The 25,262-nt window shown below is 65.4% G+C and carries 27 protein-coding genes; 15 read left to right on the top strand and 12 right to left on the bottom strand.

Annotated features, from left to right (window positions below; all coding sequences use genetic code 11):
• Nucleotides 1-67: 67 nt before the first annotated feature.
• The 4 genes from KSAC_RS05905 to cysQ are packed head-to-tail and all read right to left on the bottom strand — an operon-like array spanning nt 68 to nt 3,965.
• Nucleotides 68-1,525 (bottom strand): FAD-binding oxidoreductase, encoded by a 1,458-nt coding sequence (locus tag KSAC_RS05905; protein ID WP_132304699.1) that lies wholly within the window; start codon nt 1,523-1,525, stop codon nt 68-70.
• A complete protein-coding gene (locus KSAC_RS05900) occupies nt 1,522-2,154 on the bottom strand; it encodes a hypothetical protein (RefSeq protein WP_132304697.1) in 633 nt (210 codons plus the stop codon). The genes KSAC_RS05905 and KSAC_RS05900 overlap by 4 nt, the downstream gene beginning before the upstream one ends.
• A 37-nt stretch (nt 2,155-2,191) precedes the next feature.
• The gene (locus KSAC_RS05895; protein ID WP_132304695.1) at nt 2,192-3,166 is read right to left on the bottom strand and encodes an L-threonylcarbamoyladenylate synthase; all 975 of its coding nucleotides are present in this window, start codon (nt 3,164-3,166) and stop codon (nt 2,192-2,194) included.
• Between the two features lie 13 nt (nt 3,167-3,179).
• Nucleotides 3,180-3,965: a 3'(2'),5'-bisphosphate nucleotidase CysQ gene (gene cysQ, locus KSAC_RS05890; RefSeq protein ID WP_132304693.1), complete on the bottom strand. Its 786-nt coding sequence runs from the start codon at nt 3,963-3,965 to the stop codon at nt 3,180-3,182.
• A gap of 152 nt (nt 3,966-4,117) precedes the next feature.
• On the opposite strand from cysQ, the gene KSAC_RS05885 reads away from it, so the two are divergent.
• The 9 genes from KSAC_RS05885 (at nt 4,118) to KSAC_RS05845 (ending at nt 13,329) form a co-directional block, all read left to right on the top strand.
• Nucleotides 4,118-5,593: a leucyl aminopeptidase gene (locus KSAC_RS05885; protein WP_207918775.1), complete on the top strand. Its 1,476-nt coding sequence runs from the start codon at nt 4,118-4,120 to the stop codon at nt 5,591-5,593.
• Between the two features lie 42 nt (nt 5,594-5,635).
• Nucleotides 5,636-6,082 (top strand): DNA polymerase III subunit chi, encoded by a 447-nt coding sequence (locus tag KSAC_RS05880; RefSeq protein WP_132304689.1) that lies wholly within the window; start codon nt 5,636-5,638, stop codon nt 6,080-6,082.
• Between the two features lie 55 nt (nt 6,083-6,137).
• Nucleotides 6,138-6,989, top strand: a complete 852-nt coding sequence (locus tag KSAC_RS05875) for an aldo/keto reductase (RefSeq protein ID WP_132304687.1) — start codon at nt 6,138-6,140, stop codon at nt 6,987-6,989.
• A 120-nt stretch (nt 6,990-7,109) separates the two neighbouring features.
• Nucleotides 7,110-8,801 (top strand): hypothetical protein, encoded by a 1,692-nt coding sequence (locus tag KSAC_RS05870; protein ID WP_132304685.1) that lies wholly within the window; start codon nt 7,110-7,112, stop codon nt 8,799-8,801.
• 6 nt (nt 8,802-8,807) lie between these two features.
• Complete coding sequence (locus KSAC_RS05865; protein ID WP_243705325.1) at nt 8,808-9,776, top strand: hypothetical protein; 969 nt, start codon at nt 8,808-8,810, stop codon at nt 9,774-9,776.
• Between the two features lie 2 nt (nt 9,777-9,778).
• Nucleotides 9,779-10,324, top strand: a complete 546-nt coding sequence (locus KSAC_RS05860; RefSeq protein ID WP_132304683.1) for a hypothetical protein — start codon at nt 9,779-9,781, stop codon at nt 10,322-10,324.
• Complete coding sequence (locus KSAC_RS05855) at nt 10,321-11,382, top strand: hypothetical protein (RefSeq protein WP_132304681.1); 1,062 nt, start codon at nt 10,321-10,323, stop codon at nt 11,380-11,382. Before KSAC_RS05860 ends, KSAC_RS05855 begins: the two co-directional genes overlap by 4 nt.
• On the top strand, nt 11,379-12,866 hold the full coding sequence (locus tag KSAC_RS05850) for an NADH-quinone oxidoreductase subunit D-related protein (RefSeq protein ID WP_243705324.1): 1,488 nt from the start codon (nt 11,379-11,381) through the stop codon (nt 12,864-12,866). Before KSAC_RS05855 ends, KSAC_RS05850 begins: the two co-directional genes overlap by 4 nt.
• Before the next feature lie 10 nt (nt 12,867-12,876).
• Nucleotides 12,877-13,329: an NADH-quinone oxidoreductase subunit B family protein gene (locus tag KSAC_RS05845; RefSeq protein ID WP_118962972.1), complete on the top strand. Its 453-nt coding sequence runs from the start codon at nt 12,877-12,879 to the stop codon at nt 13,327-13,329.
• A 52-nt stretch (nt 13,330-13,381) separates the two neighbouring features.
• Here the strand turns inward: KSAC_RS05845 and KSAC_RS05840 are convergent, their stop codons facing one another.
• Genes KSAC_RS05840 through KSAC_RS05830 form a run of 3 tightly spaced genes read right to left on the bottom strand, consistent with a single transcriptional unit; the run spans nt 13,382 to nt 15,722 of the window.
• The gene (locus KSAC_RS05840; protein ID WP_174234105.1) at nt 13,382-14,251 is read right to left on the bottom strand and encodes a CDP-alcohol phosphatidyltransferase family protein; all 870 of its coding nucleotides are present in this window, start codon (nt 14,249-14,251) and stop codon (nt 13,382-13,384) included.
• 6 nt (nt 14,252-14,257) lie between these two features.
• Complete coding sequence (locus tag KSAC_RS05835) at nt 14,258-14,986, bottom strand: phosphatidylserine decarboxylase (protein WP_257997491.1); 729 nt, start codon at nt 14,984-14,986, stop codon at nt 14,258-14,260.
• Nucleotides 14,970-15,722: a methyltransferase domain-containing protein gene (locus KSAC_RS05830; RefSeq protein ID WP_118963629.1), complete on the bottom strand. Its 753-nt coding sequence runs from the start codon at nt 15,720-15,722 to the stop codon at nt 14,970-14,972. Before KSAC_RS05830 ends, KSAC_RS05835 begins: the two co-directional genes overlap by 17 nt.
• Before the next feature lie 95 nt (nt 15,723-15,817).
• Here KSAC_RS05830 and gloB point away from each other — a divergent pair, with 95 nt between their 5' ends.
• Together gloB and phaR are read left to right on the top strand one after the other, a co-directional pair.
• Nucleotides 15,818-16,549, top strand: a complete 732-nt coding sequence (gene gloB, locus KSAC_RS05825; protein ID WP_132304677.1) for a hydroxyacylglutathione hydrolase — start codon at nt 15,818-15,820, stop codon at nt 16,547-16,549.
• Between the two features lie 324 nt (nt 16,550-16,873).
• Nucleotides 16,874-17,410, top strand: a complete 537-nt coding sequence (gene phaR / locus KSAC_RS05820) for a polyhydroxyalkanoate synthesis repressor PhaR (protein ID WP_102323239.1) — start codon at nt 16,874-16,876, stop codon at nt 17,408-17,410.
• Between the two features lie 24 nt (nt 17,411-17,434).
• Here the strand turns inward: phaR and KSAC_RS05815 are convergent, their stop codons facing one another.
• From KSAC_RS05815 to KSAC_RS05795, 5 genes are all read right to left on the bottom strand, one after another.
• A complete protein-coding gene (locus tag KSAC_RS05815) occupies nt 17,435-18,166 on the bottom strand; it encodes a lysophospholipid acyltransferase family protein (protein ID WP_165927290.1) in 732 nt (243 codons plus the stop codon).
• A gap of 77 nt (nt 18,167-18,243) precedes the next feature.
• A complete protein-coding gene (locus tag KSAC_RS05810) occupies nt 18,244-18,924 on the bottom strand; it encodes a YdcF family protein (RefSeq protein ID WP_408884747.1) in 681 nt (226 codons plus the stop codon).
• The gene (locus KSAC_RS05805) at nt 18,903-19,850 is read right to left on the bottom strand and encodes a cell division protein FtsX (RefSeq protein WP_132304673.1); all 948 of its coding nucleotides are present in this window, start codon (nt 19,848-19,850) and stop codon (nt 18,903-18,905) included. The genes KSAC_RS05810 and KSAC_RS05805 overlap by 22 nt, the downstream gene beginning before the upstream one ends.
• Nucleotides 19,850-20,521, bottom strand: a complete 672-nt coding sequence (locus KSAC_RS05800) for a cell division ATP-binding protein FtsE (RefSeq protein ID WP_110546456.1) — start codon at nt 20,519-20,521, stop codon at nt 19,850-19,852. Before KSAC_RS05800 ends, KSAC_RS05805 begins: the two co-directional genes overlap by 1 nt.
• Before the next feature lie 21 nt (nt 20,522-20,542).
• Nucleotides 20,543-20,950 carry a hypothetical protein gene (locus KSAC_RS05795; protein WP_132304671.1) on the bottom strand — a complete coding sequence of 136 codons (408 nt, stop codon included), beginning with the start codon at nt 20,948-20,950 and terminating at the stop codon, nt 20,543-20,545.
• 134 nt (nt 20,951-21,084) lie between these two features.
• Between KSAC_RS05795 and KSAC_RS05790 the strand changes: the two genes are divergently transcribed.
• The 4 genes from KSAC_RS05790 to KSAC_RS05775 are packed head-to-tail and all read left to right on the top strand — an operon-like array spanning nt 21,085 to nt 25,255.
• The gene (locus KSAC_RS05790) at nt 21,085-21,666 is read left to right on the top strand and encodes a chemotaxis protein CheW (protein WP_132304669.1); all 582 of its coding nucleotides are present in this window, start codon (nt 21,085-21,087) and stop codon (nt 21,664-21,666) included.
• Nucleotides 21,663-23,030 (top strand): CheR family methyltransferase, encoded by a 1,368-nt coding sequence (locus KSAC_RS05785; protein WP_132304667.1) that lies wholly within the window; start codon nt 21,663-21,665, stop codon nt 23,028-23,030. Before KSAC_RS05790 ends, KSAC_RS05785 begins: the two co-directional genes overlap by 4 nt.
• On the top strand, nt 23,027-23,566 hold the full coding sequence (locus KSAC_RS05780; RefSeq protein ID WP_408884746.1) for a chemotaxis protein CheW: 540 nt from the start codon (nt 23,027-23,029) through the stop codon (nt 23,564-23,566). Before KSAC_RS05785 ends, KSAC_RS05780 begins: the two co-directional genes overlap by 4 nt.
• A 6-nt stretch (nt 23,567-23,572) precedes the next feature.
• The gene (locus tag KSAC_RS05775; protein ID WP_102323246.1) at nt 23,573-25,255 is read left to right on the top strand and encodes a methyl-accepting chemotaxis protein; all 1,683 of its coding nucleotides are present in this window, start codon (nt 23,573-23,575) and stop codon (nt 25,253-25,255) included.
• Nucleotides 25,256-25,262: the final 7 nt, after the last annotated feature.

Below are 25,262 nucleotides of genomic sequence, written 5' to 3'. Positions count from 1 at the left end.
AAGGGGTGATCCCCTGCGGCATGGGTGTGGGAACAGTCTGTTACGCGCGGTCGCGCGGGCCGTTCCGTCAGGCCCCCTGCGTGGCGGGGGGCAGGACCTTGCCGGGATTCATCAGGTTGCGGGGATCAAGCGCTGTCTTGATATGGCGCATGGCCGTCAGTTCCGCGCCCCCGCGCCACGACGGCATCATGTAGGGCTTGAGCTGGCCCACCCCATGCTCGGCGGAGAAGGAACCATCCAGTTCCTTCACGATCGCGGACACCGTATCCATGATGTCGTGGCTGCGCGCAAGGAAGGCTTCCGGTGCCATGCCTTCGGGCTGGACAAGGTTGAAGTGGATGTTGCCATCGCCCATGTGGCCGAACGGGGCGGGGCGGATGCCGGGTATCAGCGCCTCGCACGCGCTGGTGGCGCGTGTAATCAGTTCGGGCACATGGGTTACGGGAACCGAGACGTCGTTCTTGACGCTGGCGCCCGCGCGGCGCTGGGCTTCGGCATGTTCCTCGCGCAGTTTCCACAGCCCGGCGCGCTGGCTTTCGCTCTCGGCTATGACGGCATCGGTAATGATGCCTTCTTCCAGCGCTTCCCCCAGAACGGATTCCGTGAACTCACGCAGGTCGGCATCGGGGCGGGGGGTGGCAAGTTCAAGCAGTACATAGGCCGGGGCGGTTTCCTCCAGCGGCAGGCCTGCGCCGGGGATAAGGTCTGTAACCAGTTCCATGCCGGTGCCCGACATGAACTCGAACGCCTGCAGCAGTGACGGATCGCGCGAACGCAGCAGCCCCAGCAGGTCCAGCGCGGCGCTGGCGTCTTCCACCGCACACAGGGCGGCGTCGATTTCGCGCGGCTGGGGATGAAGCTGCAGGATGGCGGTGGTAATGAATCCCAGCGTCCCTTCCGATCCCACCAGCAACTGCCGCAGGGCATAGCCGGTATTGTCCTTGCGCAGGCGGCGCAGCCCGTTGAATACGCTGCCATCGGGCATGACCGCTTCCAGCCCCAGCGTCAGTTCGCGTGCATTGCCGTAGCGCAGCGTGTTGTTGCCCCCGGCATTGGTGGCCAGCACGCCGCCGATCTGGGCCGACCCTTCGGATGAAATGGACAGCGGCAGCATGAAACCGGCTTCCCATGCGGCGTCCTGTGCCGCTTTCAGCGTGACCCCGGCTTCGATTTCCATGGTCAGGTCGCGCGGGTCGATGCCGCGGATACGGTTCATGCGCGACAGGCAGATGACAACCTCGCGCCCCGTATCATCAGGCGTTGCACCGCCCACCATGCTGGTATTGCCGCCCTGCGGCACCATGGGAACATCATGCGCCACACATAGACGTACGATGGCGGCCAGTTCGTCCGTGCTGGCGGGGCGCAGCACGGCCAGCGCGCGGCCATGGTACAGGCTGCGCCAGTCGGTGCAGAAGGGGGCGATATCCGTCGTATCCGTCAGCACGCCCGCAGGCCCCAGTATTTCGCTGAAGCGGGCGATCAGGTCATGACGTGCCAGTGCGGGGGAGGGAGATGCGGTCATGACAACATGCTTCCGGAATAGAGGGGATGGGAGAGCGGCATGAGAAAGGCCTGCCCGTTCTCCACCCCGTCATGGTGGACCGGGGGGTAGGCGGCGCTGGCCTGCGCGGGGCTGCTCGATACAAGGGTGTGCCACATTTCCGTCAGGGCAAAGCCGGTCAGCACGCCCACGGCCACCGCAACCACCAGCCCACCCGACCGGCGCGGGGCCTGACGGGTCTGCACGATGGACAGGGCGGCCTGCGTTTCGGCCCGTGCCTGCTGCGTCTGGTACAGTTCCGAACGCAGGGCGGCGTTGTGGGCGCGCGCGTCGCGCAGTTCCAGATCCAGCTTGCGGATGCTGTCCGTCAGCTTGGAAATGCGCGCGTGCGACTCCTGTATTTCCTTTGCCGCCGCCGTGCCGGTTTTTGTGGCGCGGGGCGCGCGCGGCTTGGGCGGGGCCTTGGGCGGCGGGTTGGGGGCAATGGCTGAAAAAAGGTTCTTCAGTGCGCCGCCCGTAACCTGATTCTTCTTTGCCCGTGCCCGGATGGCGGCCAGTGCGTTTTCCGACTGACCTGCATGTTCCTCCAGCACAAGTGCAAGGATATCCGAAAGGATTTTCAGTTCCTTGGGATCGAATGTGTCGCTCATTTCGGGCACCGGGGTCGGATCATGCGGTTAAAAACCATTACGGACGCGGACTGGCAGCACGGATCAGCCGGTCACGGATGGCACGGCCCAGACCATGTCCGGGTACATGCTGCACCGCAATCCTGACCAGCCCACGGCGGCGTCCCTCCATATCAAGAAACCGCAGCCCCGCGAAGAGGCGTGCCGCCGCTTCATGCAAATCGGCGGTTCTGCTCAGATTCCACACCAGCGGGCTGCCCGGCAGTTCGCTGCCGAATGCCAGCAGCGCCTCGTCACCGGCAACCGTATCGGCATCCAGCCGCACCGGCAGGCCCGGCGCATAATGCGACGAAAGCTGCCCGGGGGCGGAGGGATTGATGTCATTGCTGCCCGCAGGGGTGACAAGTGGCGCGCCGCAGGCGTCTTCCAGCGCCTCAAGCGTGATGCCACCTGGGCGCAACAGGACGGGGCGCTCCCCGCTCAGGTCGACAATGGTGCTTTCCACTCCCACCCGGCACGGTCCGCAATCCAGCACGGCGTCAATCCGACCATCCAGCCCCGCCAGCACATGCTGCGCATCGGATGGGCTGACCCGGCCCGATGGATTGGCCGAAGGGGCGACAACGGGAAAGCCGCATGCCGCCAGCAGGGCCTGTGTGGTCGCCCCGGCGGGCACGCGCACGCCTGCCGTTGGCAGTCCGGCGGTCGCGATGGTGGAAATGGCGCATCCTTCCGCACGGGGCAGGACAAGCGTCAGCGGTCCGGGCCAGAACCGTGTGGCCAGCCTGCGGGCAAGCGGGCTGGCGACCACCTGTTCAAATGCGGCATCGGCGCTGACGAAATGGCTTATCAGCGGGTTGATGCCGGGTCGGCCCTTGGCGGTGTAAATTGCGGCCACGGCCCGGTCGTTGCGCGCATCCGCGCCCAGCCCGTAGACCGTTTCCGTCCCGAAGGCGACAAGACCGCCCGCGCGCAGGATGGTGGCGGCGGCCTCAATGCCCTGCGGGTCATTATGCAGCAGTCGTGTATCCATCGATACGGCGCGACTACCGTGCGCCACGACAGATGAAATGTGGATTGCGCCAGCCGGGCTTGCCATAGGCCAGAGTCGCGCCATCGGGCGTGGTTACGCTGCCCCCGGCCGCTTCCACGATCGCCTGTGGCGCGGCGGTGTCCCACTCCATGGTGGTGCCAAGACGGGGGTACAGGTCGGCGATGCCTTCCGCCACGCGGATGAACTTGGCCGCCGAACCGATATTGCCCAGATGCGCGATGGTATGGCCGCCCAGAAAGTCCTTCAGCCGTGGATCATCCGCATAATGGCGCGACGCCAGCACGGTCAGTCCCTCGGCAGGGGGCGTGCGGACGTGAATGGCCTGTTCCCCGTTCGCATCGATGCGGAAGGCCCCACGTCCGGCACCCGCGCCATAAAGCTGGTGATAGGCCGGCAGCGCCACCGCGCCGATGACCGGGCGACCATCACGCACCAGCGCGATATTGACGGTGAAATCATCCCGTCCCGCCGCGAATTCACGCGTGCCATCCAGCGGGTCGACCAGCCAGAACTCGCTGCCGGTATCGGTGCGGATGCCAGCGGCCATTTCCTCTTCCGCCACCACGGGGATGGCGGGGGCATGGGCGCGAAGCCCCTTGAGGATATGGGCTTCCGCCGCGTGGTCGGCTTCCGTCACGGGGGAACTGTCGGACTTGACCTGCGTGGCGAAGCCGCGTGCACGGATCTCCCGGATCAGGTCGGCGGCCTCATCGGCCAGGCGAAGGGCCAGATCCAGAAGGAATCTGTCCTCATATGCTGGGATGGATGGTGTATTCATGCTGTTCGCATTAGCTTACTCATGCCGCGCCGTCATGCCTTTATCGGTGTTGATGGATTCGGATACGGATATTCCGGTCATGGCGATGCCGTGGGGTTACGGAAATTTATCCTGTCCGTCCCAAACCCTCGTAGCGGAGCCATGTGATCCATATGCTCGATATTGCCTTTTCCGACACGACCGCGCCCACCGGTGGCGCCATTGCCCTGCTGGCCGTATCCGGCGCGACACCTGCGGGCGCTTTCGCCACGCTCGACGCCGCCGTGGGTGGCGCGCTGGAACGCGCCATGAAGGCCGCCAGATTCGGGTTCGAGGCATCAAAGACCTGCGTCGTGCTGGCGCCGGGTGCGGGTTACGACCGTATTGTTCTGGTCGGGCTGGGCAGCGCGGATGAACTGGACGGGACTGTTGCGGAACAGGCCGGGGCGACTGCCGCGAGTGCGCTGGCATCCGCCGCCGGGGCATCGACCGGCGTGATCGTGGCTGACGGGCTTGCGCCGTCACTGGCCGCCCATGTGGCGCTGGGTGCGGTGATGGGCAGCTACCGTTTCGATTCGTACCGGACACGTCCGCGCGCGGGCGAACCTACGAAACTGACCGCGCTGACCATCGCCTGTGCCGATACGGCTGCGGCGCAGGCCGCGTGGACGCCCCTTTCCGCCGTGGCGCGCGGGATTTATCTGTGCCGCGATCTGGTGTCCGAACCCGCGAACATGCTGCGTCCGCCCGAATTCGAGCAGCGTATCAACGCGCTGGCCGATCTTGGCGTCGAGATCGAGGTGCTGGACCGTGACGCGATGCTGGAGCTGGGTTTCGGCGCGCTGCTGGGCGTGGCGCAGGGCAGCGACGCCCCGCCGCGCACCGTCATCATGCGCTGGAACGGGGGGGCTGAGGCGGATGCCCCGGTTGCCTTCGTCGGCAAGGGCGTGACCTTTGATTCGGGTGGCATCTCCATCAAGCCCGCTGCGGGCATGGAGGAAATGAAAACCGACATGGCCGGTGCTGCCGCCGTGGTTGGCACCATGGCCGCGCTGGCGGGGCGCAAGGCGAAGGTCAACGCCGTGGGCGTCGTGGGGCTGGTTGAAAACATGCTGTCGGGCAATGCCCAGCGCCCCGGTGACGTGGTGCGCACGGCGGCAGGCCAGACGGTGGAAGTCCTGAACACCGATGCGGAGGGACGGCTCGTTCTGGCCGATGTGCTGTGGTACACCCAGCAGCGTTTCAATCCGCGCTTCATGGTTGACCTCGCCACGCTGACCGGGGCGATCGTGGTCAGCCTTGGCAACGAGCGTGCGGGCCTGTTCTCCAATAATGACGAACTGGCGGCCCACCTGTCCGAAACAGGTGAGAAGACGGCCGAAAAGCTGTGGCGCATGCCGCTGGATGCCGTCTATCTGGAACGGCTGCGCTCGGACATCGCCGATCTCAAGAACATCGGCGGGCGTCCCGGCGGGTCGATCACGGCGGCCAAGTTCCTTGAATGCTTCGTAAACGACGTGCCATGGGCGCATCTGGACATTGCGGGCGTTGCTTTTTCCACCAAGGGCACGGCGCAGGCGCCCAAGGGCGCGTCCGGCTTTGGCGTGCGGCTGCTCGACCGTCTGGTCAGCACGTATTACGAGGGGTAATGCCTGCCCCGCGTGGCAGGACAGGACAGAACAGGGAACTCCATGGCGCAGATCGGCTTCTATCACCTGACGCGTTCAAGGGCGGTGGAGGTGCTGCCCGCGTTGCTGGGCCGCACGCTCGATGCCCGGCGGCGCGCGGTGATCCGCTGCGCCTCGGCCGAACGGGTGCAGGAACTCGACGATGGCCTGTGGCGGGCGACCGACCCGCTATGGCTGCCCCATGGCACGCAGGCGCTGGGCCATGGTCCCTGGCAGCCCATCTGGCTGACTGATGGTGCCGATGTGCCCAACGGGGCCACGTTCCTGTTCCTGCTGGACGGGGTGGAGGTTACGGACCTTTCCCCGTTCGAGCGGGTGTTCGACCTGTTCGACGGCCATGATGAAACCGCTGTCGCCGCCGCGCGGCGCCGCTGGGTCGCGGGGCGCGATGGGGGACATGATCTGAGCTACTGGCAACAGCAGTCCAGGGGCTGGACGCGCCGTAAATAGTCACTGCCGCACGGCCCGATGGTGCGGGGTGACGTGATGAAAGGCAGGTTCTGTAATGAAGACGGTTACTTTCCCCGATGGTCGCGTGGTGCCCGCTCTTGGCATGGGCACATGGAACATGGGGGACAGCGACAGCCGCCGCGCTGACGAGATACGCAGCATCCGCGCGGGTGTGGAAGCCGGTATCCGCGTGGTGGACACGGCGGAAATGTATGGTTCGGGCCGTTCCGAAAAACTGGTGGGTGAGGCGATCCGTGGCCTGCGGGACGAGGTTTTCCTTGTCAGCAAGGTCCTGCCGTCCAATGCCTCGCGCAAGGGGGTGCGGCGTGCCTGTGCCGCCTCCCTTGAGCGGCTGGGCACGGACTGTCTGGATCTGTACCTGCTGCATTGGGAAGGGAGCGAACCGCTGGAGGAGACCATCGCCGGTTTCAACGATCTGGTCGAAGCCGGGATGATCCGTAGTTGGGGCGTGTCCAACTTCGATACGGACGCCATGCGCGAAGTCAAAAGCGTCCATAGCGCCACGCCGTGCGCCGCCAATCAGGTGCTTTACAGTCTGGATTACCGTGGCCCGGAATTCGATCTGCTGGAATACGACCGCAAGGCCGGGATCGTGACCATGGCCTATTCCCCGCTGGGCCAGGGGGGCGATCTGCTGCGTGCGCCGGTGCTCAGGCGCGTGGCGCAGCGCCATGCAACATCGCTTGGCCCCGCATCCCCCGCGCAGATCGCGCTGGCCTGGGTGCTGCGGGATGAAAACGTACTGGCCATTCCCAAGGCTGGCAGCCTGCGCCACCAGCACGAAAACATCGCGGCGCAGGAGATCATCTTGACGCGCGATGATCTGGCGGAGATTGATGAAGCCATCGCGCCGCCGCGCCGCAAGGAGCCGCTGGCCATGATCTGACCCGCCCGTTTCGGGGCGTTTCAAGGGGACGCCACCATTCCTGTTCTGCTTGTTGCACTCCTGCTGCCGGTCGGGCTGGCTTCGGTCCTTCTGGCCTGCTGGTCACGGCAGGCGGACGGGATGGTCCCCTTCATCCGGGCGGGGTGGGCGGCAGTCTGTCTGCTGGCTCTCCTTGTCTGTCTGGGTGTGGCGCTGCCGGGTGGGGTTGCGCCCGGATCGGGCTTTTTCGCAGGCACCGGATCGGTCGCCCTGCTTGTGCCGCTGGCCGTGGCGGGGATGATGGCCTGTGGTCGGTATGACCTTGCCGCCTGCGCCGGGGCGGCACTTGCGATAACAGGCGGCCCCGTGCCGTCGTGCATCGGGGCGGGATGGGTGCTGTGGGTGTGCGATAACAGCCCGCATGCCCCACCACAGCGGGTACAGCATGCACCCGACAGGGTTGCCCTGCTGCTTCTTGCGGCGGGGACGGCATGGGCCGGTCGAATGGACTTCCTGCTGCCCGGCCTGTGCTGGATCGGCACGAGGGGACTGCTTGGCCTTTCTTTTTCCCCGCGTGTAGCGGCCCGCGCGATACGTCCTTTTCACATGATGGACATGGCGGCCCTGATCGCGGGCATGGCGCTGTGGCTGCATCTGCCTGCCGGGGGCATGGTGGCGGATACGCGCTGGGGCGGCATGCTGATCGTTGCGGGGTGCCTGCTGTATGGCACGGCTTCGTGGCGGGCGCTGTGCGCAGGCGACGGGCGCAGGGTTCTCGCGGGGCTTCTTGGCGGGACCGGGGCGCTGGTCATTGTCATTGCGGGTCTTACGCGTCTGGCGCAGGCCGATGACCTGCCTGCCATGACGGCCTGTGCCAGCCGGACATTCATGCTGGTCGCGGGCATGATGCTGACATGGGCGTTCATGGCGCGGGTCGTCACTGTTATGGAGCGGGAGGCGGGGCCGCTCGTACTGCTCCGTCTGGGGGGGCTGGGCGTACTCATGCCCCGTCTTTCGCTGCTGTGCGCCATCGGCCTGCTGGCGGAAAGCGGCCTGCCGCCCCTTATCGGTTTTTCCGTTGTCTGGATGCTGTTGCGCCTGCTGGCAGCCATGCCGCATGGCGGCGGGCTGGCCGGGACCATACCGCTGCTGCTGGCCCTTCTGGCACTCGGGATGGGGTGGGCTGTCCGCATGCTCGCCCTTGTCCGTATGGTTGCGGTCATGCTGTGCGGGCGTCCCCGTACGCCGCGCTGTGCGGGCGCAAGTGATCCGCGCGGGCATGAGATGTGGCCGGTCGTGCTGGCGGTGCTGCCGGTCATTGTGGTTTCCATCTGGCCCGAATACTGGCTGGGACTGATGGAAGGCGCTGGCCATTCGGCGCATGGATCGGGATGGCCCGTTCTGGCGGAGGTCGGGCTGCTGTCGCCAGATGGGGCCGCCATCCTTCATCCGGGGCGGTTATGCCTGCTTGTGGCTGCTGGGGGCGGGTGTGTAGCGGTATTGCGGCGTCTTGCCGTCCCCCGTCCGGCGCGGCAGGTGGCGGGCTGGCAGCAGGGCGCTCCCGCCGTGCCGCCATGGATGGTCTTTGGTGATCCGCTGACACAGGCAGGGCCGGGTAATCCAGCCCGTATCGTGCTGGACATGATGACGGGGCTGACACGGCGGCGGGCGTATATGTACGATTACGCGCGATTGCGGCGGCGCATCCGGCAGACGGTGTGCGAGGGTACGCGGCGTCTGTCGGGACCGTGGCGTGAAAGTGCAGTTTATGGGCCGGTGATGATGCTCGCCCTGTGTATGGGTGGGCTGATATTTATTGCGTGGCATGGATAGGCGGCGGTGACGCTCTCCCTTGTTCTGCTGGCACGGATGCAGTCACTACTGCTGCTGGCCTGTCATACGGTGCTGGTCGTGGTGACGGTGCCGTTATGGATCGGCCTGCTGCGCTGGATGATGGCGACCATGGATGGCGCACGCAGCCTGCCGGACCCTGCATCCTACTGGCGGCTGTTACGCCGGGCATGGCGGCAGCCGGGTGTGCGTTCGGCTGCCGGGGCGCAGATTACGGCGGTTGCGCCGTGGGTGGCGCTGGCGGCGGGGCTGGGGGCGGCCCTGCTCGTGCCTTCCTTTACCCTTGGCATGCCCGGCGGGGACCTGTCCGATCTGCTGGCTGTCGGTGGCCTGCTGGAAATGGGGTTTCTGGCGCTGGTGGTCGTATCCCTTGCTGCAGGACTGGCCCGACCGGGACAGGCGGGGCTGCGCACGGCGGTAAGAGGGATCATGATCCAGCCCGTGCTGCTGCTTGCCTGTGCCGTGCTGGGCATGTGCCTGCCCGATGGCACGCTGGCCGGTCTGGTGCGGCAGGCGCATGTGGCGGATATGAACATCATCCGCGTGCCGCTGGCGCTGGTTGCCGGTGCGCTGCTGCTGGTGGGGGTGACGGAGAGTAGCGGCCTGGATTCCGGCCCGTTTACCATCATGGTGGAGGATCTTGCAGGCCCCGACCGCGCCGTTGCCCAATATGCGCGGGATCTGCTGGTGGTTGTATGGATGATGCTTGCGCGTGATCTGGTCTGGCCTGAAAGTGTCATGGAGCCGGACATTCTGCCCCGCTCATGGCTGGTGGTGTCCATCGCTGCGGCGATGGGGCTGTGGATGCTGCATATGCTGGTGGCCTGTGGCTGTGTGGCGGCCATGCAGGTCTTTATCGTATCGGGCAGGCGGCAGGCGGCGCGACGCGGAGGGCTGGCGCTGTTATGTGCCCTTATGGCGGGGGTACTGCTTTTCGCCGGGCGGGGGATGGGCTGAACGTGCTGGTACTGTTGCTGGGCATGCTTGTGATCCTGTCTGTTTCCGGGGGGGCGGGTGGTGGTGGCGCGCTGTTGTGGCATGCCGCGCTTACGGCTGCGTGCATCTGCTTTTCATGCTGGATGCGGGGGCAGGGCGGCATGGTCGTGCCGCTGGCGCTGGTTGCCGCCGGTCTGGTTGGCGTGCTGGCCATCCAGATGCGGCATGCCCCCGCCGTTCCCGATGGACGGGGCGGTATGCGCCTAGCGGGTGGGCTTGTATGTGTTGCGGTGCTGGCGCAGGTGATCGTGTCCGAAGGGGCCGCGGACGTGATGGCGCGGCTTATGGGACTGGTCGGTCTGTCCGCCATTGTATGCGGGGTCTGGGCAGCGTGTGTGACACGCGGGGTGGTGGCCCTGTGCGCGGGTCTGGCCTGTGCCGTGGATGGCATGATGCTGCTGGGCGCGCAGGCAGACAGTATCCCGGTCATCATTGAGGCATTGGTGGTCGCTGCCGGCCTGAACTGGGTCATGGCCGATCTTTTCCGTGATGGTGGGGGGCAGCCATGACATCGGGGCTTTACATCGCCCTGCTGGCCGGATGGATGGCGCTGGCCACGACGGCCCTGCTGGGGGCGGGTGCTTCACCGCCCCTGCGGCGTCTGCTGGCTGTGCTTTTTCTTGGGTTATGCGCGGGCGTGGGCGGCGTGATCGCGCCCGATCTGTCACGCGCGATCATGGCGTTATGTCCGGCGCTGGCATTGTGCATTCATGTTTTCCGGCATGATGCGTCGGGTGCCGTGACGCCTTTCGTTACGTCGGGCAATGCGGCGCTGGCCCTTGCTTTCGGGCGGTGCGACCTGTTGTGGGTGTTTGTCGGGGCTTCATTGATTCTGCGACTGGCCGTGGCTCATGGGATCCGGGGGCTGGATCGTCAGGGGCAGCACCTGCTGCGCAACGTGCTGGGTGGACTGATGATGGCGCAGGGGGGCCTGTTCGTGTTGCAGGCGGCATGGGGGCCGCTGCAGGATCAGGCGGGCGCGGTTCTGCTGGTGGGTGGACTGCTCATGGCCTGTGGTTTCCTGTTTCGGCCGGGGACAGGGCGAACAGGGTGGAATGTGGATGCCCTCGCGGTACTGCCTGTGCTGGCGCAGGCAGCCGTTTCATGGCCCGTATTACAGCCGGTGCTGACATTCATGGGGCTGACCGGCCTGCTGCGGAATTGCCTGCCGCAGCCGGGCAGGGCATCAGTTACGCCGGATTGGACGGCATGGGCGGTGCTGGCCGCTGGCTTGCCGGGCGCGGCATCCTCCATTCCCCTTGCAGCCAGCATGCTTGCACTGGCCTGCCTGCTTCCCGATGATTCGTCACCACAGATTGAGGCGGAAAGGCGCGGCACCATGCTGTTCTGGCCACCATTCCTGCCGGGTATGGCGCTGGTTCTTGTACTGGTGGCGGAAATGGGTCATGCCGTGTGGGTTGCCGTACTGGCGGGGCTATCTTTATGGCCCATGTTTGCGCGGCAGGGATCGTCAGTTCCGGTCCGGCGGGCGGAGGTGCCCTTCCTGCTGCTGATGGGGTGTGTGGTACTGGGCATGGTGGTGCGTCAGGGCATGATCCAGCCTTGAACGGGGATGATGCAGCAGCCCTGATCCGTACGGGGGGGCGCACTACCTGTGCCGCACGTTTCGTGCTGACGCCCGACCGGTGGTTGGATATGGCCCATGCCCTGTCCCGCACAACCATGCCGCTACTGGGGTTGTGGGCGGATGGCGTGCAGGTGCATGCCCTGTTCATGGATGGGGAAGCGTCGCTGATCGCGAGCGTGGCGGTGACGGATGGACGTTATCAGGCCCTGTCTCCCATGCGGGCCGGGGCAGCGGCGCATGAACGCATTATCCATGATCTGTGGGGAATCGCGGCCATGGGCAGCCATGATGACGCCCCCTGGCTGGATCAGGGACGCTGGCCCGTTACATGGCCCCTGCGCGATCGTCCACCGCCTGCTTCTGCCGCGCCGGATGGGGTGGAGTTTACCGATGACATTGCCCTGCAACAGGCCGGGGGTGTCGTGCTGGGCTATGGACCGGCAGATGGGGGCTTTGATTCGCCCTTTCACCTCCGCCTCGGCATGCCGGGGGAACGTATCACGCAGGTTACGACCCGCATGGGATATGCCCATCGAGGATTGTGCGCGCGTATGCGGGGACTTGCGCCAGCACAGGCGGCGCAACTGGCCGCCCGGATTGATGCGACGGCGACCATGGCCCATCAACTGGCTTTTTTCCGTGCCCTTGCCGCAGCCACCGGGACTGCGATGGACGGGCTCAGTGCTGCGGGCGTCGTGCTGGGGGAAGTGGAACGTATCGCTACCCATCTGGACTGTCTGATTCAGGCGGCCGAGCGGGTGGGGGATGTGCGTTTCGCCAGTCTTGCCGGGGAATTGCTGGAATATGTGCGTGAGACCTGTCGGGCGCAGTATGGCCGCCGCCTGCTGCTTGACCGGCTGCTGCCGGGCGGGGCGGTTCCCCCGCACGATCTGTCCCCGGCAGCGGAAATGATACGGGCGTTACAGACCGGCTGTGCGGAATTGCGGCGGCTTTTCCGCCGTCCGCGCGGGCTTGCGATGCAGGGGCGTGATCTTGGCATCCTGTCAGCCGATCATGCCCGGCGGTGGGGGATCATGGGATGCGTGGGGCAGGCCAGCGGTATCGAATACGAACCACATCCTTCCCTGCCCGGCTATCGGACACATCGGGTCGGTGATGTGGGGGAGGGCAGGGGCGATGTTACCGCCCGGCTTGCCACCCGCCTGCATGAAATCGGGTTGGGCGTGCAGCGCCTGTCCGCAGCCCATGAAACCGTCATGCCCGCATCCATTCCATCATTCAGTGATGGAACGGGCGAAGGCATAGGCCATGCCGAGGGACCGAGCGGGCCGGTCTGGCACTCGGTCCGTCTGGAAGGGGGGCGGATTGCCGCATGGTGGTGTGGCGATCCATCGCTGGCGCGGATACAGGCGCTGCCTGACATCCTGCGGGGTGCCACATATGATGATGTGGGACTGATCGTGACCTCCCTCGGCCTGTCAGCAGCCGGGGCGGATCTGTAGGGGGACGGAAATGGCATACCTGCATCTGTTCGGCCCCGATGGGGTGGCGGTGCCACGTCTGGTGACGCTGGATATTTTTCATATGGAAACGGGGGGCTGTACCGGTTGCGCGATGGAACTGCGCAGTCTGTCGCGGGCGCTGGTCGCGGCACGTGCCGCCATCCGTTTTGTGCCCACCCCCCGGCAGGCCGCCCTGCTGCTGGTAACGGGCAGTCTTACGGTCAGTATGGCTCCGGTCGTGGAGCAGGCATGGCAGGCCATGCCCGGTTCCCGCAGCCTTGCCGCCGTGGGTGACTGTGCGGTGGATGGGGGCCTGTTTCCGCCGAATTATGCCGTATTGGGTGGCGTGGCGCGGCATGCCCATACCAGCCTGCTGCTGCCGGGCTGTCCGCCATCGCCTGCTGAAATACTGCGTGCTCTTGTGGACTGGCATACGTCAGGAGAACAGGCGGGGACCGTATAGCGGTTTCTTACGGCCCGTCTGTTTTATCGTATCCGCAGGGCGGCAGCCCTGTTCAGGCTGGCGTTGATGGTGCCGGTTCGTCGCTTTCCTGCAGGGCATCGGCTTCACGGCGCAGGCGGTGGAAGCTCATGCGGCTCATCGGTAGCAGCAGGATGTAGATGATGCCCGCCGCAGCCAGCGCGCCCCATGGTTCGGCCACCAGAATGGCGGCATAGGCCCCCGTGCCCAGCATGGTGGGCAGGATCATGGGCGATGGGACCTTGAAGTTCTTGAAGGACCATACCGGCAGGGTGGAAACCAGCAGGAACGCCGTGCCGCTTAACGTCAGCGCAGGCAGCAGCGGATCACGGGTGAAATTGTACAGCCAGTCCCAGTGCAGGTGCTGTGCTTCCAGACCCAGGAAAAGCGGGAACAGCGCAAGGCCCGCTCCAGCGGGCGCAGGCACACCGGTAAAGAAATTGCTGGCGTATTTCGGCTTGTCGGCGTCGTCATCCAGACTGGCGTTGAACCGTGCCAGCCGCAGCGCCATGCACACCGTGAACATGATGCACGGGATGTAGCCAAACCGCCCCCCTTCATGCAGCGCCCATAGGTAGAGCACGAACGCGGGGGCCACGCCAAAACACAGGAAATCGGACAGGCTGTCGAACTCGGCCCCGAAGCGGCTGGTTCCCCGCAGCAGGCGGGCGATGCGCCCGTCCAGCCCGTCGATGCACGCGGCGATCAGCAGGGCGGCGGCAGCGTTGCCGAAACGGCCTTCAAGCCCGAATCGCATGCCCGTCAGGCCCGCACACAGGCCCAGCATCGTCAGCAGGTTGGGGATCATCCGGTTGAATGAAAGCCCCCGCACGCGTGGGCGCGGATGGGGGCGTTTCTTCAACCGTCGGATGCGGCGTGCAGGCTGGTTGGAAGGCGCGGCCATGCCGGGTCAGAGCCGCGCCATTACGGTTTCGCCACCAATCATCGTCTGCCCGACTTCCACAAGCGGGGTCACATCGGCGGGCAGGTACAGGTCGGTGCGGGAGCCGAAGCGGATCAGGCCGAACCGCTCACCGGTTTCATACTGCATGCCTTCTTCCGCATCACACAGGATACGGCGCGCGATCAGCCCCGCGATCTGCACCACCGCAACCTGCCGCCCGTCATTGAGCGTCAGGCGCAGGGCGTTGCGTTCATTGAGTTCCGATGCCTTGTCGAGGCTGGCGTTCAGGAACTGCCCCGCATGGTAGGAAATGCGCGTGACCGTGCCCGCGACCGGCATGCGGTTCACATGCACGTCCAGAACCGACAGGAACGTGGCAATGCGCCATACCGGGGTGTCGCCCATTTCCAGTTCCGGCGGCGGGGCCACTTTTTCGATCGAGACGATATGCCCGTCCGCCGGGGCGACGGCCACGTTCGGCTCGGCCGGGGTGACGCGCTCGGGGTCACGGAAGAAATACAGGCAGAAGCCAAAGAACAGCCCGCTGGCCGTGCCCAGCCATTTCGTGGCCCGGAACGGCAGCAGCCGACCGATGACAGCCCCCGCCCCGGAGGCGAGAAGGAAGGGACGCGCGGCCGGGTGCGGCGGGGCGATCACGAGCTTGAGGGATTGAATCAGCGACATGGGACCATGTTCATGAAGATTCCGGTAAAATTGGTCAAGTATTCTGCGCATCACCGGGCGGCGCGCGCGATGTGGGAAGCCGGGAAAAGACACCCGCCGCCCGCCCCATAAGCCCCGCGGGCACAAGGCTTAAGGGGCGGGCGGGAATACCTGCGTAGATGTCCTTTACAGCTTCTATCATGCACACCCCGCCCAGACGGGGAAACAGGTTGCGGCCCGTCCATTCGATCATGCGCGCGGGTGCCGCCGGGCACGGACCGGCAGGGGGGATATACAGCGCATCTTCATGACGCTCCGCACGGAAGCAGGCGTCCCCCAGCCATCGGCTGATCTGGCGGCGCGAAAACGGCGTGCCCTGCCCGAAGGGGGAGTTATCCGCATGCGCCCACAATCCTGCCCGGTTGGGGACAACCAGCAGCAGCCTGCCGTCATCCTTGAGTATCTTCCATACCTGCCGCAGCAGGCTGCCCTTGTCCTCGCTGACTTCCAGCGCGTGGATCAGCACGATACGGTCGAATTTCAGGTCATCAAACGGCAGGTGCGTGCCATTGGCGATGCAGTCCCGTCCATGCCACGGTGGCGCATCGCGCGTTACATGCGTGTCCAGTCGGGCGGAAATGCACGGGGTTTCTGCCCCGTCCCATAACGGGAGGAAGGGCAGGGCATAGCCAAGGCCAAGCGTATGCCCGAACGGCTTTTCAGGCCAGAAGGCAGCCATGCGCTGCGCCAGCAGGCGTGCGGTCACCCGCCCCCGGCGGGACGCATAGAAGCTTGCGGCGATGTGCATGTTGGATGGCATTGGTACACACTAGCACACAAGGCGGTCGGGACCATCATCCATGGCCCGGGGCCCATCATGTAGCGCAGGCGTGGAGGACAGACATGACATGGCACCTTTCCATCAAGGCGATTCCCATCCTGTCGGATAATTATGCGTGGTTCGTGCATGACGGCGCGACCGGGGCGGCTGGCATGATAGATCCGGCGGAAGAAGCGCCGCTGGTCGCTGCCATTGACGCGGCGGGCGGCAGGCTGGACATGATTTTCCTGACCCATCACCATGCCGACCATATCGCCGCCGCCGCTGCCCTGCGCCAGCGTTATGGCGCGCGGATCGTGGGGGCGGCAGCGGATGCCCGCCGTCTGCCCGCCCTTGATGTCGCGGTGAAGGACGGCGATGTCGTCACGCTGGGGCAGGCGCAGGCGCAGGTCATCGCGACGCCTGGCCATACATCGGGGGAGGTATCGTATTACTTTCCCGCCGGTCCCGCCCTGTTCTGCGGCGATACGCTGTTCAGCATGGGCTGTGGGCGACTGTTTGAGGGCACGCCTGCGGATATGTTTACAAGCCTTCAGCGCATCGCCACCCTGCCGGACGATACGCTGATATGCTGTGGCCACGAATACACGCAGTCAAACGCGCGTTTCGCCCTGCATGTCGATCCCGACAACGTGGCCGTGCAGGCACGCGCGCAACAGGTGGCCGACCTGCGCCGCAGGGGGCTTGCGACCGTGCCGGTACGGCTTGGAGTGGAACGGGCGACCAACCCCTTCCTGCGTGCCGCGGATGCGCCGACCCTTGCACGATTGCGAAAAGAGAAGGATAATTTCTGAAATAATATGTCACGATGAGGTTTTGCATTGAAACAGTCCCCTGCCGGTCTGTTCGTGCCTGTCATGTCGTGATGGGAAAAATGGCCCTGCCGGGCGGGCGGGGGCAGCATGATGCCCGGTGCTGATCGTATCGGATCGCGTGGCATGTGTTGGCAGGGCGCTGCAATCCTGTGCGGGCCGTCTGTTAAAGTGTTTCAGGCCGCATGGTCCGCCCCTGTATTATGGGATACAGTAAGGCCGGTTTCCCTGTGGCATCCATTGCATGAAGCCGGTGTCACGGCCAATCGGGCGGCAGGCGCCTGTTTCACGCGGAAAGGAAGGCATTTGTCGGTATCTCCCGCTCCGGTCGTAATCAAGAAATATGCAAATCGGCGGCTGTACGATACCGAGCTTTCTGCATATATTACGCTTGAGAACCTTATGGATATGGTCAAGCAGGACCGGGGGTTTGTCATTCTCGACGCCCGGACCGGCGATGACATAACGCGCGGCGTTCTGGCACAGGTCATGCTGGAGGAGGAAACGCGTGGTCGCGCCATGCTGCCCGTGGCATTCCTGCGGCAGCTCATACGCTGCTATGGCCATAGCCGGCAGGGCGAGGTTTCCGATTATCTGGAACGCATGATGGGCGAATTCATGGACCAGCAACCGCCGGGCGGCACGGTGGATGGGCTGGGACAGGAAAATGCCGCCGTCGTGCGACAGGCGATGTCGCTGTTTACATCGCTTTACGCGGTGGAGCGGACCGGTAACCGCACGGTGGAAAACCTGCTGCAGGAAATCATGGACCTGCGCCAGCAGGTTGAAACCCTTCAGACCAGGCTGGATAACGGGACCGATCGCGCGGGCACATCCGACTGACCCTGTCGGAAGGTGTTCGTGTAATCAGGTCGTCGTATCGGGTGCGGGAAGCGGCAGGGCATGGCCCGCGCACAGTTCCCGCCATGCCGCGCCAATGGCGGGCAGAAGCTGCGCACGACGCAGGCCATCGGGCAGCGGCGCGCCAATGACGATGTGGATCGTGCCCGGCTGTTTGACCAGCGCATTGGGGCCCCAGTGCAATCCCGCATCGGTAGCGACGGGAATGACCGGCACGCGGGTATGGCCGGACAGGGCGGCGATTCCAGGCTGAAGGGAAATCGGCGCGCCGGGCGGCCTGCGCGTGCCTTCGGGGAAGATGATGATCTGGCGATTGTCGCTTACGGCCCGATCGGCCTCGGCCAGCAGGGCGCGCAGGGCCCTGGCCTTGCCATCGCGGTCAACGGGGATCATGCCGCTCAGCCGCAGCATGGGACCGACCAGTGGAATGCGCTCCAGTTCCCGCTTCATCACATAGGTCGGGCGCGGCACCAGATTCATCCATACCAGCGTGTCAAACATGGACTGGTGCTGGCATGCCAGCAGGCACGGACCGGCGGGCAGGTTCTCCCTGCCGCTGACCTGTATGTCGATATTGCAGATACGGCACAGCCCGCGCAGGGTCAGCGCCGTCCACAGCTTGGCATAGGCAAGCGCGCGTCCCGGTGCGACCAGCCGGATGGGAAAGGCCATGATCCCCATCACGATGGTCAGCAGTATGAAATACAGGTTGAATGCAAGCGCGCGCAGTAAGGTCATCACAAACGGGTCCATCAGTGCGGAAGGCGGCTACCCTAACACCAGAAAACCGCCCGCAGGACAAGCCATCCGCCCTGTCAGCCCATATGGGGGCCGATGCCGGGGCGGGTATCGCCATGGTTGAACAGGGTATGCACCGGACGGGTCAGTCGCGCCATGTCCAGACAGGCCAGCAGCCATTTATCATATTCCAGCACCATAAGCCGCAGCGTGGCGGGGTGCAGCAGGTGACGCAGTGCGGGGGATCGGATCGGGTAGGCGTGGAGCCGGACATCGGGCGCGGTGCGCGAAATCTCCAGCATGGCGCGGCGGATATGATAGCCCGCCGTGACGACGATCAGACTGTGAATGTCATGGTCACGCACCCACGCAGCCGTTTCATCCGCATTGCCCAGCGTGGACGTGGCGCGGCGGCCCAGCGTGGTACGTGACCACAGCCGCAGCGGCACGGGTTGCGGCTGGTGGCGCAGGAAATCCCCCAGTGTCGCATGCAGGTCCACGCCCGAAATAAGCAGCCTATCGGCATCGCCCCGGGCCAGCAGGCGCAGGGATTCCTCGATCCGGCCCTGTCCACCTGTCAGCGCCACGATCCCGTCCGAATGCGGTGGCGGGGCAGGGGCGCGCATCGCGTCATGGATGAACCACCCCAGTCCGATGACCCATGCGATGATGGCCACCAGCAGGCCGGTCCCGATCACCGTGCGACGAAGCCGGGTGCGTACGCGCAGGCGCGATTTCATGGCAGGCGACGCAGCCACGCCCGGACCGTCAGTTGCGTCGTGATCCATCCCGTAAGCCCGGCTGCGGGGGGCAGGGCCAGCAACATCCATAACAGCGCATGCGGCAGCAGATCGAGCAGCATGCGCGGATTGCGCCACTCCATGCCCATGGTGGGCAGGGTATCGGCCGTGGCGGTGAAGGGCGCTGCGAGATGGGACATGGCCAGCAGCATGGGCAGGGCGAGGACACCCCCGCATAACCCGCCGCCAAGGGCCAGCAGCCCCACACGGCTGGAAAACCGGCCGGATATGTACCCATCGGTCGCACCCAGCGAATGGATCAGCGCAATGGCCTGTCGCCGGGTCTGAAGCCCCGCGCGGGTGGCGGCCATGACCACGCATACCGCAACCGTCATGACAATCAGCACCGCCAGCAGCGCACAGGCCTGAAGACTGCCCGCCAGGGCTGCAAGCCTGTCACTCCATACGCTGTCATGCTCCACCATGGTTCCCGGCGCGCTGGCCTGCAACCGCGCCAGCAGGGCATTGTCGGGGTTGCGAGTGGGGGCGATATGGACCTCGATCACGGCGGGAAGCGGCAGGCTGCCATCACCGGTCTGTTCGATCCACGGGGCCAGCAGCGCGCGCAGTTCCGCATCCGTCAGGCGGTGGGCGGCGGTAATGGCGGGCGTGGTGGCAAGGATGTCCTGCACGGCGTGGATGCGCGTCGCGGCGGGGGAAGCGCCCCCGACATTCGCGGCCGCAGGGTCATCGGGGTTTGGTACCTGTACGGTCGTGACCGCGCCTGCGCCATGCGTCCAGCGTTGCGACAGGGCATGGGCCGCGATGCCGCCCGCCAGCGCAAGGGCCGCAAGAAATGTCATGGCCCCGACAAGGAAGGGCAGGAAACGCCCCGGCAGCGCCTGATGCAGGGCCAGTCCGTCATGGTAGCGCTGCCGGGCCATTAGCGGTAATCCCGCACCAGATGACCATGCGCCAGTTCGATGGCGGGGGCAGGGTATTTGCGCACGATGGAATCGTTATGGGTCGCAACCACGATGGTGGTGCCCAGTTCCGCCAGCCGGTGGAACATCGCAAGCAGGCGCGCGGCCTGACGGTCGTCAAGCGCGTTGGTCGGTTCATCCGCCACCAGCAGGGCAGGGCGGTAGATCACCGCGCGCGCGATCGCCACGCGCTGCTGCTCCCCGCCCGAAAGCTGCGGCGGCAGGGCGTCCAGCCGGGTTTCCAGCCCCACCCATTTCATGATGGCATGTACCTCGTGGCTGATTTCGGCTTCCGCGCGGTGCTGCAGTCGCAGCGGCAGGGCCACATTGTCAAATACGTTCAGGTCGGGCAGCAGGCGGAAATCCTGATACACGGCGCCAATGCGCCGCCGCAGCCGCGCAAGCGCACCGCGTCGCGCCTGCATGACGGGCACGCCCAGTATTTCCACCATGCCCGCACTGGCCTGCGCCTCCAGCGCCAGAATGGACAGAAGGGACGATTTTCCCGCCCCCGATGGCCCCAGCAGCCAGCGGAATTCACCCTGCGGCACATCCAGACTGATATGCGACAGCGCGGCTTGCGCCGTGCGGCTGCCACCATAGGCGTAACTGACATCGTGCAGGCGGAACATGGGGATGTGTCCCTGATGGGCTTACATGGTACGCGCGGCAATGGTCGACAATGTGGCGCACAGGGCGGCGGCGGCCATGAGCAGCAGCCCGTCGAATACCAGCGATGACGGTGTCAGCAGGTGCGATCCGAACTCCACATGGTCGGGAATGGAATGCGCCACGCGCGCGATCATGTCGCGGGTCTGCGGGTCGCCACCCGCGGCGCTGCTGACGATGCTCACGATATGGGGCAGCGCGCTCCATCCAATGCCAAGGATCAGGACAAGCGGGGCCACCAGTTCGGATACCTGCTGCACCAGATAGAACAGGAAGTAGAAAACGGACCACACCGCGACCCGCACGATACGCGCCACGCCCCACCCTTTTCCGCTACCGGTTTCGGGTGGCAGCGCACGGTCCTGGGAACGGTTGGAAAAGGAACTGTCCATCAAAACAAGACTCCGGCCACGGGGCAGCTTCCCCGGATTGTAGGAAACGCATTCCTGACCGAGGTAGCGACGGCTTGTATTAAATGCAAACTTCTGCCTTGTGCATATGGGAAACAGCAGGTTGCGGCACCGGCATGGATCACGCCAGAACACATAACGGCAGCGGGCAGGAACATGCCCGCGCCAATGCAGCGCCCGTCATGATCTTTCGGGTGGGCGCGCGGCAGTATGGGCTGCCTGCGGGGCTGGTGGTGCGTGAATGCATGCCGGTGCCCGAACTGCTGCCCATGGCAGTCATGCCGCCGCATGTATCGGGCTGGTTCCGGCTGGGGGCGGCAATGGTCGTGGTGCTGGATCTGTGCGTCCTGCTGGGGGAGCGGACGCAGGCGCTCAGCCAGCCGGTGGACCTGCTCTACCGCCCGCTGCTTCTGTGCAGCCTGCCCGGTGGCGGGCAGGTGGCGCTGCTGGTGGACATGGCGTGCGAGGTCGCGCACCCTGCAACCGTGTCGCCTGGCATGTTGGACGGCGGCCCGCAGGGCGCACATGCCACGGGGCAGGAACTGGAACTGAAGGATGGCAGTATTGCATTTATGCTGCATATGTCCGACATCCTGAGCCGGGATGAGCGCATGCGCCTTGATGACCTGATGGAACGCACGCGTGCCCGCGCCGCATTATGGGCGGCTGACGAAGGGGAAGGGGAATGCAGGCCATGACCGGATCGGTGGCCTTTCCGCCTGCGGGTTTCCGGCGGCTGGTCAGTGCTGTGACCCAGCGCACCGGGCTGCATTACTACGTGGACAAGACCGACCTGCTGAAACAGGCGGTGGGCGCGCGTATGCTTCTGCATGGCTGTGCCACGTGTCATGACTATCTCGCGCTCCTGTCCGATGGTGCGCGCGGGGATGCCGAATGGCAGGAACTGGAATCCGCCATCACGATCGGGGAAACATTCTTCTTCCGTTATGCCGAGCAGTTTCAGGCGCTTGAACATACCATCCTGCCGCAACTGATCCGCAGGGCTGCCGCAACCCGCCATCTTCGGATATGGAGTGTCGGCTGCTCCAACGGGGCGGAACCCTATTCCATCGCCATCCTGCTGACCCGCCTTCTGGAAGAAGCGGGGATGGAGCCATGCGACTGGCATATCGAGATCCTTGGCACCGACATAAGCAGCCGTGCGCTGGAACAGGCCCGGCAGGCGGAATTCAGTGCATGGACCCTGCGCGACATTCCCCCCGCCCGGCGTCAGGGCTGGTTTACCCCCGTAACCCCGCGCACATGGCGGCTGCATGAGCGTTACCGCCGCATGGTCCGCTTCCGCTACAGCAACATCCTTGACCTGCTGCAGCCCGATTGCGGGCCTGCCGGTCCCTTCGATCTGATCCTGTGCCGCAATGTGCTGATCTATTTTGAACAGGCGCAGGTGGCGGCCCTGGTAAAAGCCATGGCCGGTCGGCTTGCGCCCGAAGGCTGGCTTCTGCAGGGGCATTCCGAACCGCTATGCGATTTCGCGCCGCTTCTCGAAACCGTGCGTCTGCCCGGCACGCTGGCTTTCCGCGTGCCGCCAGTGTGTGAACCGGCCCCGATGCCGCCAGCGCCTCCCGCCGTTCCCCGGCGCAGGCCGGTGCATGATGCGCCGCCCGCACAAAGCGTGGACAGCGCCGGCATCGCCGCCGAGATCAGGCGTGTGGCCGATAGCGGTCATGTCCGGCGCGGCATGCAGATGTGCCGTGACTATCTGGCGCGCAATCCCGTCGATGCCAGCATTCACTTCCTGTTCGCCGTGCTGGCATGGGGCGAAGGCTCCTGCCTGCAGGCGGAGGAATCGTTCCGCCGGGTCATCTATCTGTGCCGCAACCATGTCATGGCGCATTGCTACCTTGCCCGCCTGCTGGAAGAGGCCGGTGGGCGGGCGCAGGCGCGCAGGCTGCGCGAGCAGATGATCGCACTGGTGCGCCGCTGCCCGCCCGACACGATCCTGCCCGATGGGGGCGGACTGACCGCAGGCGGCCTGCTCCGGCTGGCGCAGCAGGTCGGTGACATGCCGGTGGCGCGGGATGCGCGGGTCTCCTCATGATGGGGAATGACGGGGAGACGCAGCCCATCGGCCGGGACGATTTTGCCCGCCGCGTCATGCGTGCCCGCGCGCGCAGCATGGCGGCGCGGGGCGGGGATGACCGGCATGCCATGGCGGCCCGACCGCTTGTCATGCTTGATCTGGCGGGGCAGGCGTGCGGGGTGGACCTGCATGCCGTGCTGCGCGTGACCGACCCGGTATGGAGCGATATGCCCCGCCGTCCTGACTGCCCCCCCGGCGTGCGGGGCGTGCATGGTTATCAGGGTGATCTGTATACCGTGTTCGACCTGTCGGTGCTGCTGGGTGGGGCGCGGCTGGAAAAGCCGGGCGTGATGCTGCTGCTGCGCTCGGTTTCCAGTATCCCGCTCGGTCGCATCGCCCTTCTGGCCACATCGGCGGCCGGTACGGTGGACGTGGCCGGAACGCCCGCGCCGCTGACCCCGTCCGGCTTTCCGCAGGTTGGCCTGCCCGACGGGCGCAGCCTGACGGTCATCGACCCCGCGCGCCTGTTTTCTTCCCGTTATGTCGGAGTGTGAAATCCCGTGACAATCGCCAATCGCCTGCTGTTCGGCTTCATGGTCGGTGTCCTGCTGCTGGTATCGCTGGGTATCTACGCGCTGGGGCAGATCCGGGAGGTGCGCGATGAAATGACCATCATCGTCACGCGCGACCTGTCGGTCTATCGTGAACTGACCCATATCCGTGCGAACGAAAACGATCTTGTCGCCCGGCGTCTCGCCATTCTGGCGCATTATTACGCGCGTGATTTCCAGACCGCGCCTGCCGTGCTGGAAGATGCCATTGCAAGCTGGGACGAAAAGGCGCGCGAGGAAGAAGGGCTGCTGGCAGGCGTGCTGTCACGCGCGGAAGAGGCCGGACGCCTTGCCCGCAGCGATGACCAGCGCGAGATGTTCAACACCGTAGCCAGCCAGCTACGTGATATTTCCAGCCAGTTCCAGATGGATACCCATGGCGCGGGGCTGCTGTTCCAGGCCATGCGGGCGACGAATGATGACAGCGTGCGCGAGCAGGCATCGCGCATCGACAGCCGCGAACAGTCGATCGACATGCTGGTCGGGCGGGCGGCGTCCCTGCTGGATCACGGGGTGCAGGTGGCGGAAACGCAGGGGGCGGCATCCTATGATTACAGCCGCCGTTCGCTTGCCATTGGCATGGGGGTCGCGGTTGTGGTGGCGCTGATCGTCACCTTCTGGACCCGCCGGTCGATCATGGAGCCGATATCATCCATCATGCATGTAATGGAACGTGTGGGGCAGGGCGACCTTGCCACCCGCGCCAAGGTTGGCGGCATGGGCGAGGAACGTGACGAGGTCGCGCGCCTTGCGGCGGGACTGAACCGGATGATCGACGGGCTGCGCGAAATCGCCCGGCAGAGCGGGGAAGTCACCCAGAACCTTGATGCCGCCGTGGCGGAGATCCGTGCATCCACCCAGCAGCAGGCCGCGAGCGTGGAAGAACAGTTCGCCGCCGTGCAGGAAACCGCCGCAACCGTGGATGAGATCACCCATTCCGGCGCCCAGATCAGCAAGCGCGCGCGGGAAGTGATTTCCTCGGCGGAGGTGATCGTCCACAGTTCCGCCAGCGGTCTGGAAGCGGTGGAGGAAACCGCCCGCGCCATGGCCCACACCCATGACGGGGCCGAAGCGGTGGCGTCGAACATCGTGGCGCTGTCCGAACGCACCGAGGCGATCAGTGAGATCATCGCCACCGTCAATGACCTGTCGGAGCGTTCGCACCTGCTCGCACTCAATGCCGCGATCGAGGCGGCTGCGGCGGGCGAGCATGGCCGCTCCTTCGCCGTGGTGGCGGCCGAGATGAAGATCCTCGCCGACCAGTCGCGCGATGCAACGCAGAACGTGCGCGCCATACTGGGCGACATCCAGCGCGGCATCAACACATCGGTCATGCTGACGGAAGAAGCGGTCAAGCGCGTCTCGGCGGGCAAGGAGCGGACCGACATCGCCTACCGCACCATCGAGCGCATGACCGGCGGGATCGAGGAAGGGGTCCACGCCTTCCAGCAGATCGTGGCGTCAACCAACCAGCAGCAGATCGGTATCGAGCAGGTCATGACCGCGCTGCAGAGCATCCGTCAGGCCAGCCAGCAGACATCGGCGGGCACCCGTAATCTGGAAGTGTCGGCCAGCAACCTTGGCAAGCTGTCCAAGCAGCTCCTGACCATTTCCGCGCGCTACCGGACCTGACGGCCGG

It is taken from the genome of Komagataeibacter saccharivorans (assembly GCF_004348195.1).
GTDB classification, from domain to species: domain Bacteria; phylum Pseudomonadota; class Alphaproteobacteria; order Acetobacterales; family Acetobacteraceae; genus Komagataeibacter; species Komagataeibacter saccharivorans.
The sequence above is the reverse complement of the archived record's forward strand: the minus strand, read 5'-3'. Positions and strand labels throughout refer to the sequence as shown.

Bases quoted from the DNA above. Each gene is read 5' to 3' on its own strand.
- KSAC_RS05905 (WP_132304699.1), bottom strand. From the start codon at position 1,525: ATGACCGCATCTCCCTCCCCCGCACTGGCACGTCATGACCTGATCGCC.
- KSAC_RS05900 (WP_132304697.1), bottom strand. From the start codon at position 2,154: ATGAGCGACACATTCGATCCCAAGGAACTGAAAATCCTTTCGGATATC.
- KSAC_RS05895 (WP_132304695.1), bottom strand. From the start codon at position 3,166: ATGGATACACGACTGCTGCATAATGACCCGCAGGGCATTGAGGCCGCC.
- cysQ (WP_132304693.1), bottom strand. From the start codon at position 3,965: ATGAATACACCATCCATCCCAGCATATGAGGACAGATTCCTTCTGGAT.
- KSAC_RS05885 (WP_207918775.1), top strand. From the start codon at position 4,118: ATGCTCGATATTGCCTTTTCCGACACGACCGCGCCCACCGGTGGCGCC.
- KSAC_RS05880 (WP_132304689.1), top strand. From the start codon at position 5,636: ATGGCGCAGATCGGCTTCTATCACCTGACGCGTTCAAGGGCGGTGGAG.
- KSAC_RS05875 (WP_132304687.1), top strand. From the start codon at position 6,138: ATGAAGACGGTTACTTTCCCCGATGGTCGCGTGGTGCCCGCTCTTGGC.
- KSAC_RS05870 (WP_132304685.1), top strand. From the start codon at position 7,110: ATGGTCCCCTTCATCCGGGCGGGGTGGGCGGCAGTCTGTCTGCTGGCT.
- KSAC_RS05855 (WP_132304681.1), top strand. From the start codon at position 10,321: ATGACATCGGGGCTTTACATCGCCCTGCTGGCCGGATGGATGGCGCTG.
- KSAC_RS05845 (WP_118962972.1), top strand. From the start codon at position 12,877: ATGGCATACCTGCATCTGTTCGGCCCCGATGGGGTGGCGGTGCCACGT.
- KSAC_RS05840 (WP_174234105.1), bottom strand. From the start codon at position 14,251: ATGGCCGCGCCTTCCAACCAGCCTGCACGCCGCATCCGACGGTTGAAG.
- KSAC_RS05835 (WP_257997491.1), bottom strand. From the start codon at position 14,986: ATGCGCAGAATACTTGACCAATTTTACCGGAATCTTCATGAACATGGT.
- KSAC_RS05830 (WP_118963629.1), bottom strand. From the start codon at position 15,722: ATGCACATCGCCGCAAGCTTCTATGCGTCCCGCCGGGGGCGGGTGACC.
- gloB (WP_132304677.1), top strand. From the start codon at position 15,818: ATGACATGGCACCTTTCCATCAAGGCGATTCCCATCCTGTCGGATAAT.
- KSAC_RS05815 (WP_165927290.1), bottom strand. From the start codon at position 18,166: ATGACCTTACTGCGCGCGCTTGCATTCAACCTGTATTTCATACTGCTG.
- KSAC_RS05805 (WP_132304673.1), bottom strand. From the start codon at position 19,850: ATGGCCCGGCAGCGCTACCATGACGGACTGGCCCTGCATCAGGCGCTG.
- KSAC_RS05800 (WP_110546456.1), bottom strand. From the start codon at position 20,521: ATGTTCCGCCTGCACGATGTCAGTTACGCCTATGGTGGCAGCCGCACG.
- KSAC_RS05795 (WP_132304671.1), bottom strand. From the start codon at position 20,950: ATGGACAGTTCCTTTTCCAACCGTTCCCAGGACCGTGCGCTGCCACCC.
- KSAC_RS05790 (WP_132304669.1), top strand. From the start codon at position 21,085: ATGGATCACGCCAGAACACATAACGGCAGCGGGCAGGAACATGCCCGC.
- KSAC_RS05785 (WP_132304667.1), top strand. From the start codon at position 21,663: ATGACCGGATCGGTGGCCTTTCCGCCTGCGGGTTTCCGGCGGCTGGTC.
- KSAC_RS05780 (WP_408884746.1), top strand. From the start codon at position 23,027: ATGATGGGGAATGACGGGGAGACGCAGCCCATCGGCCGGGACGATTTT.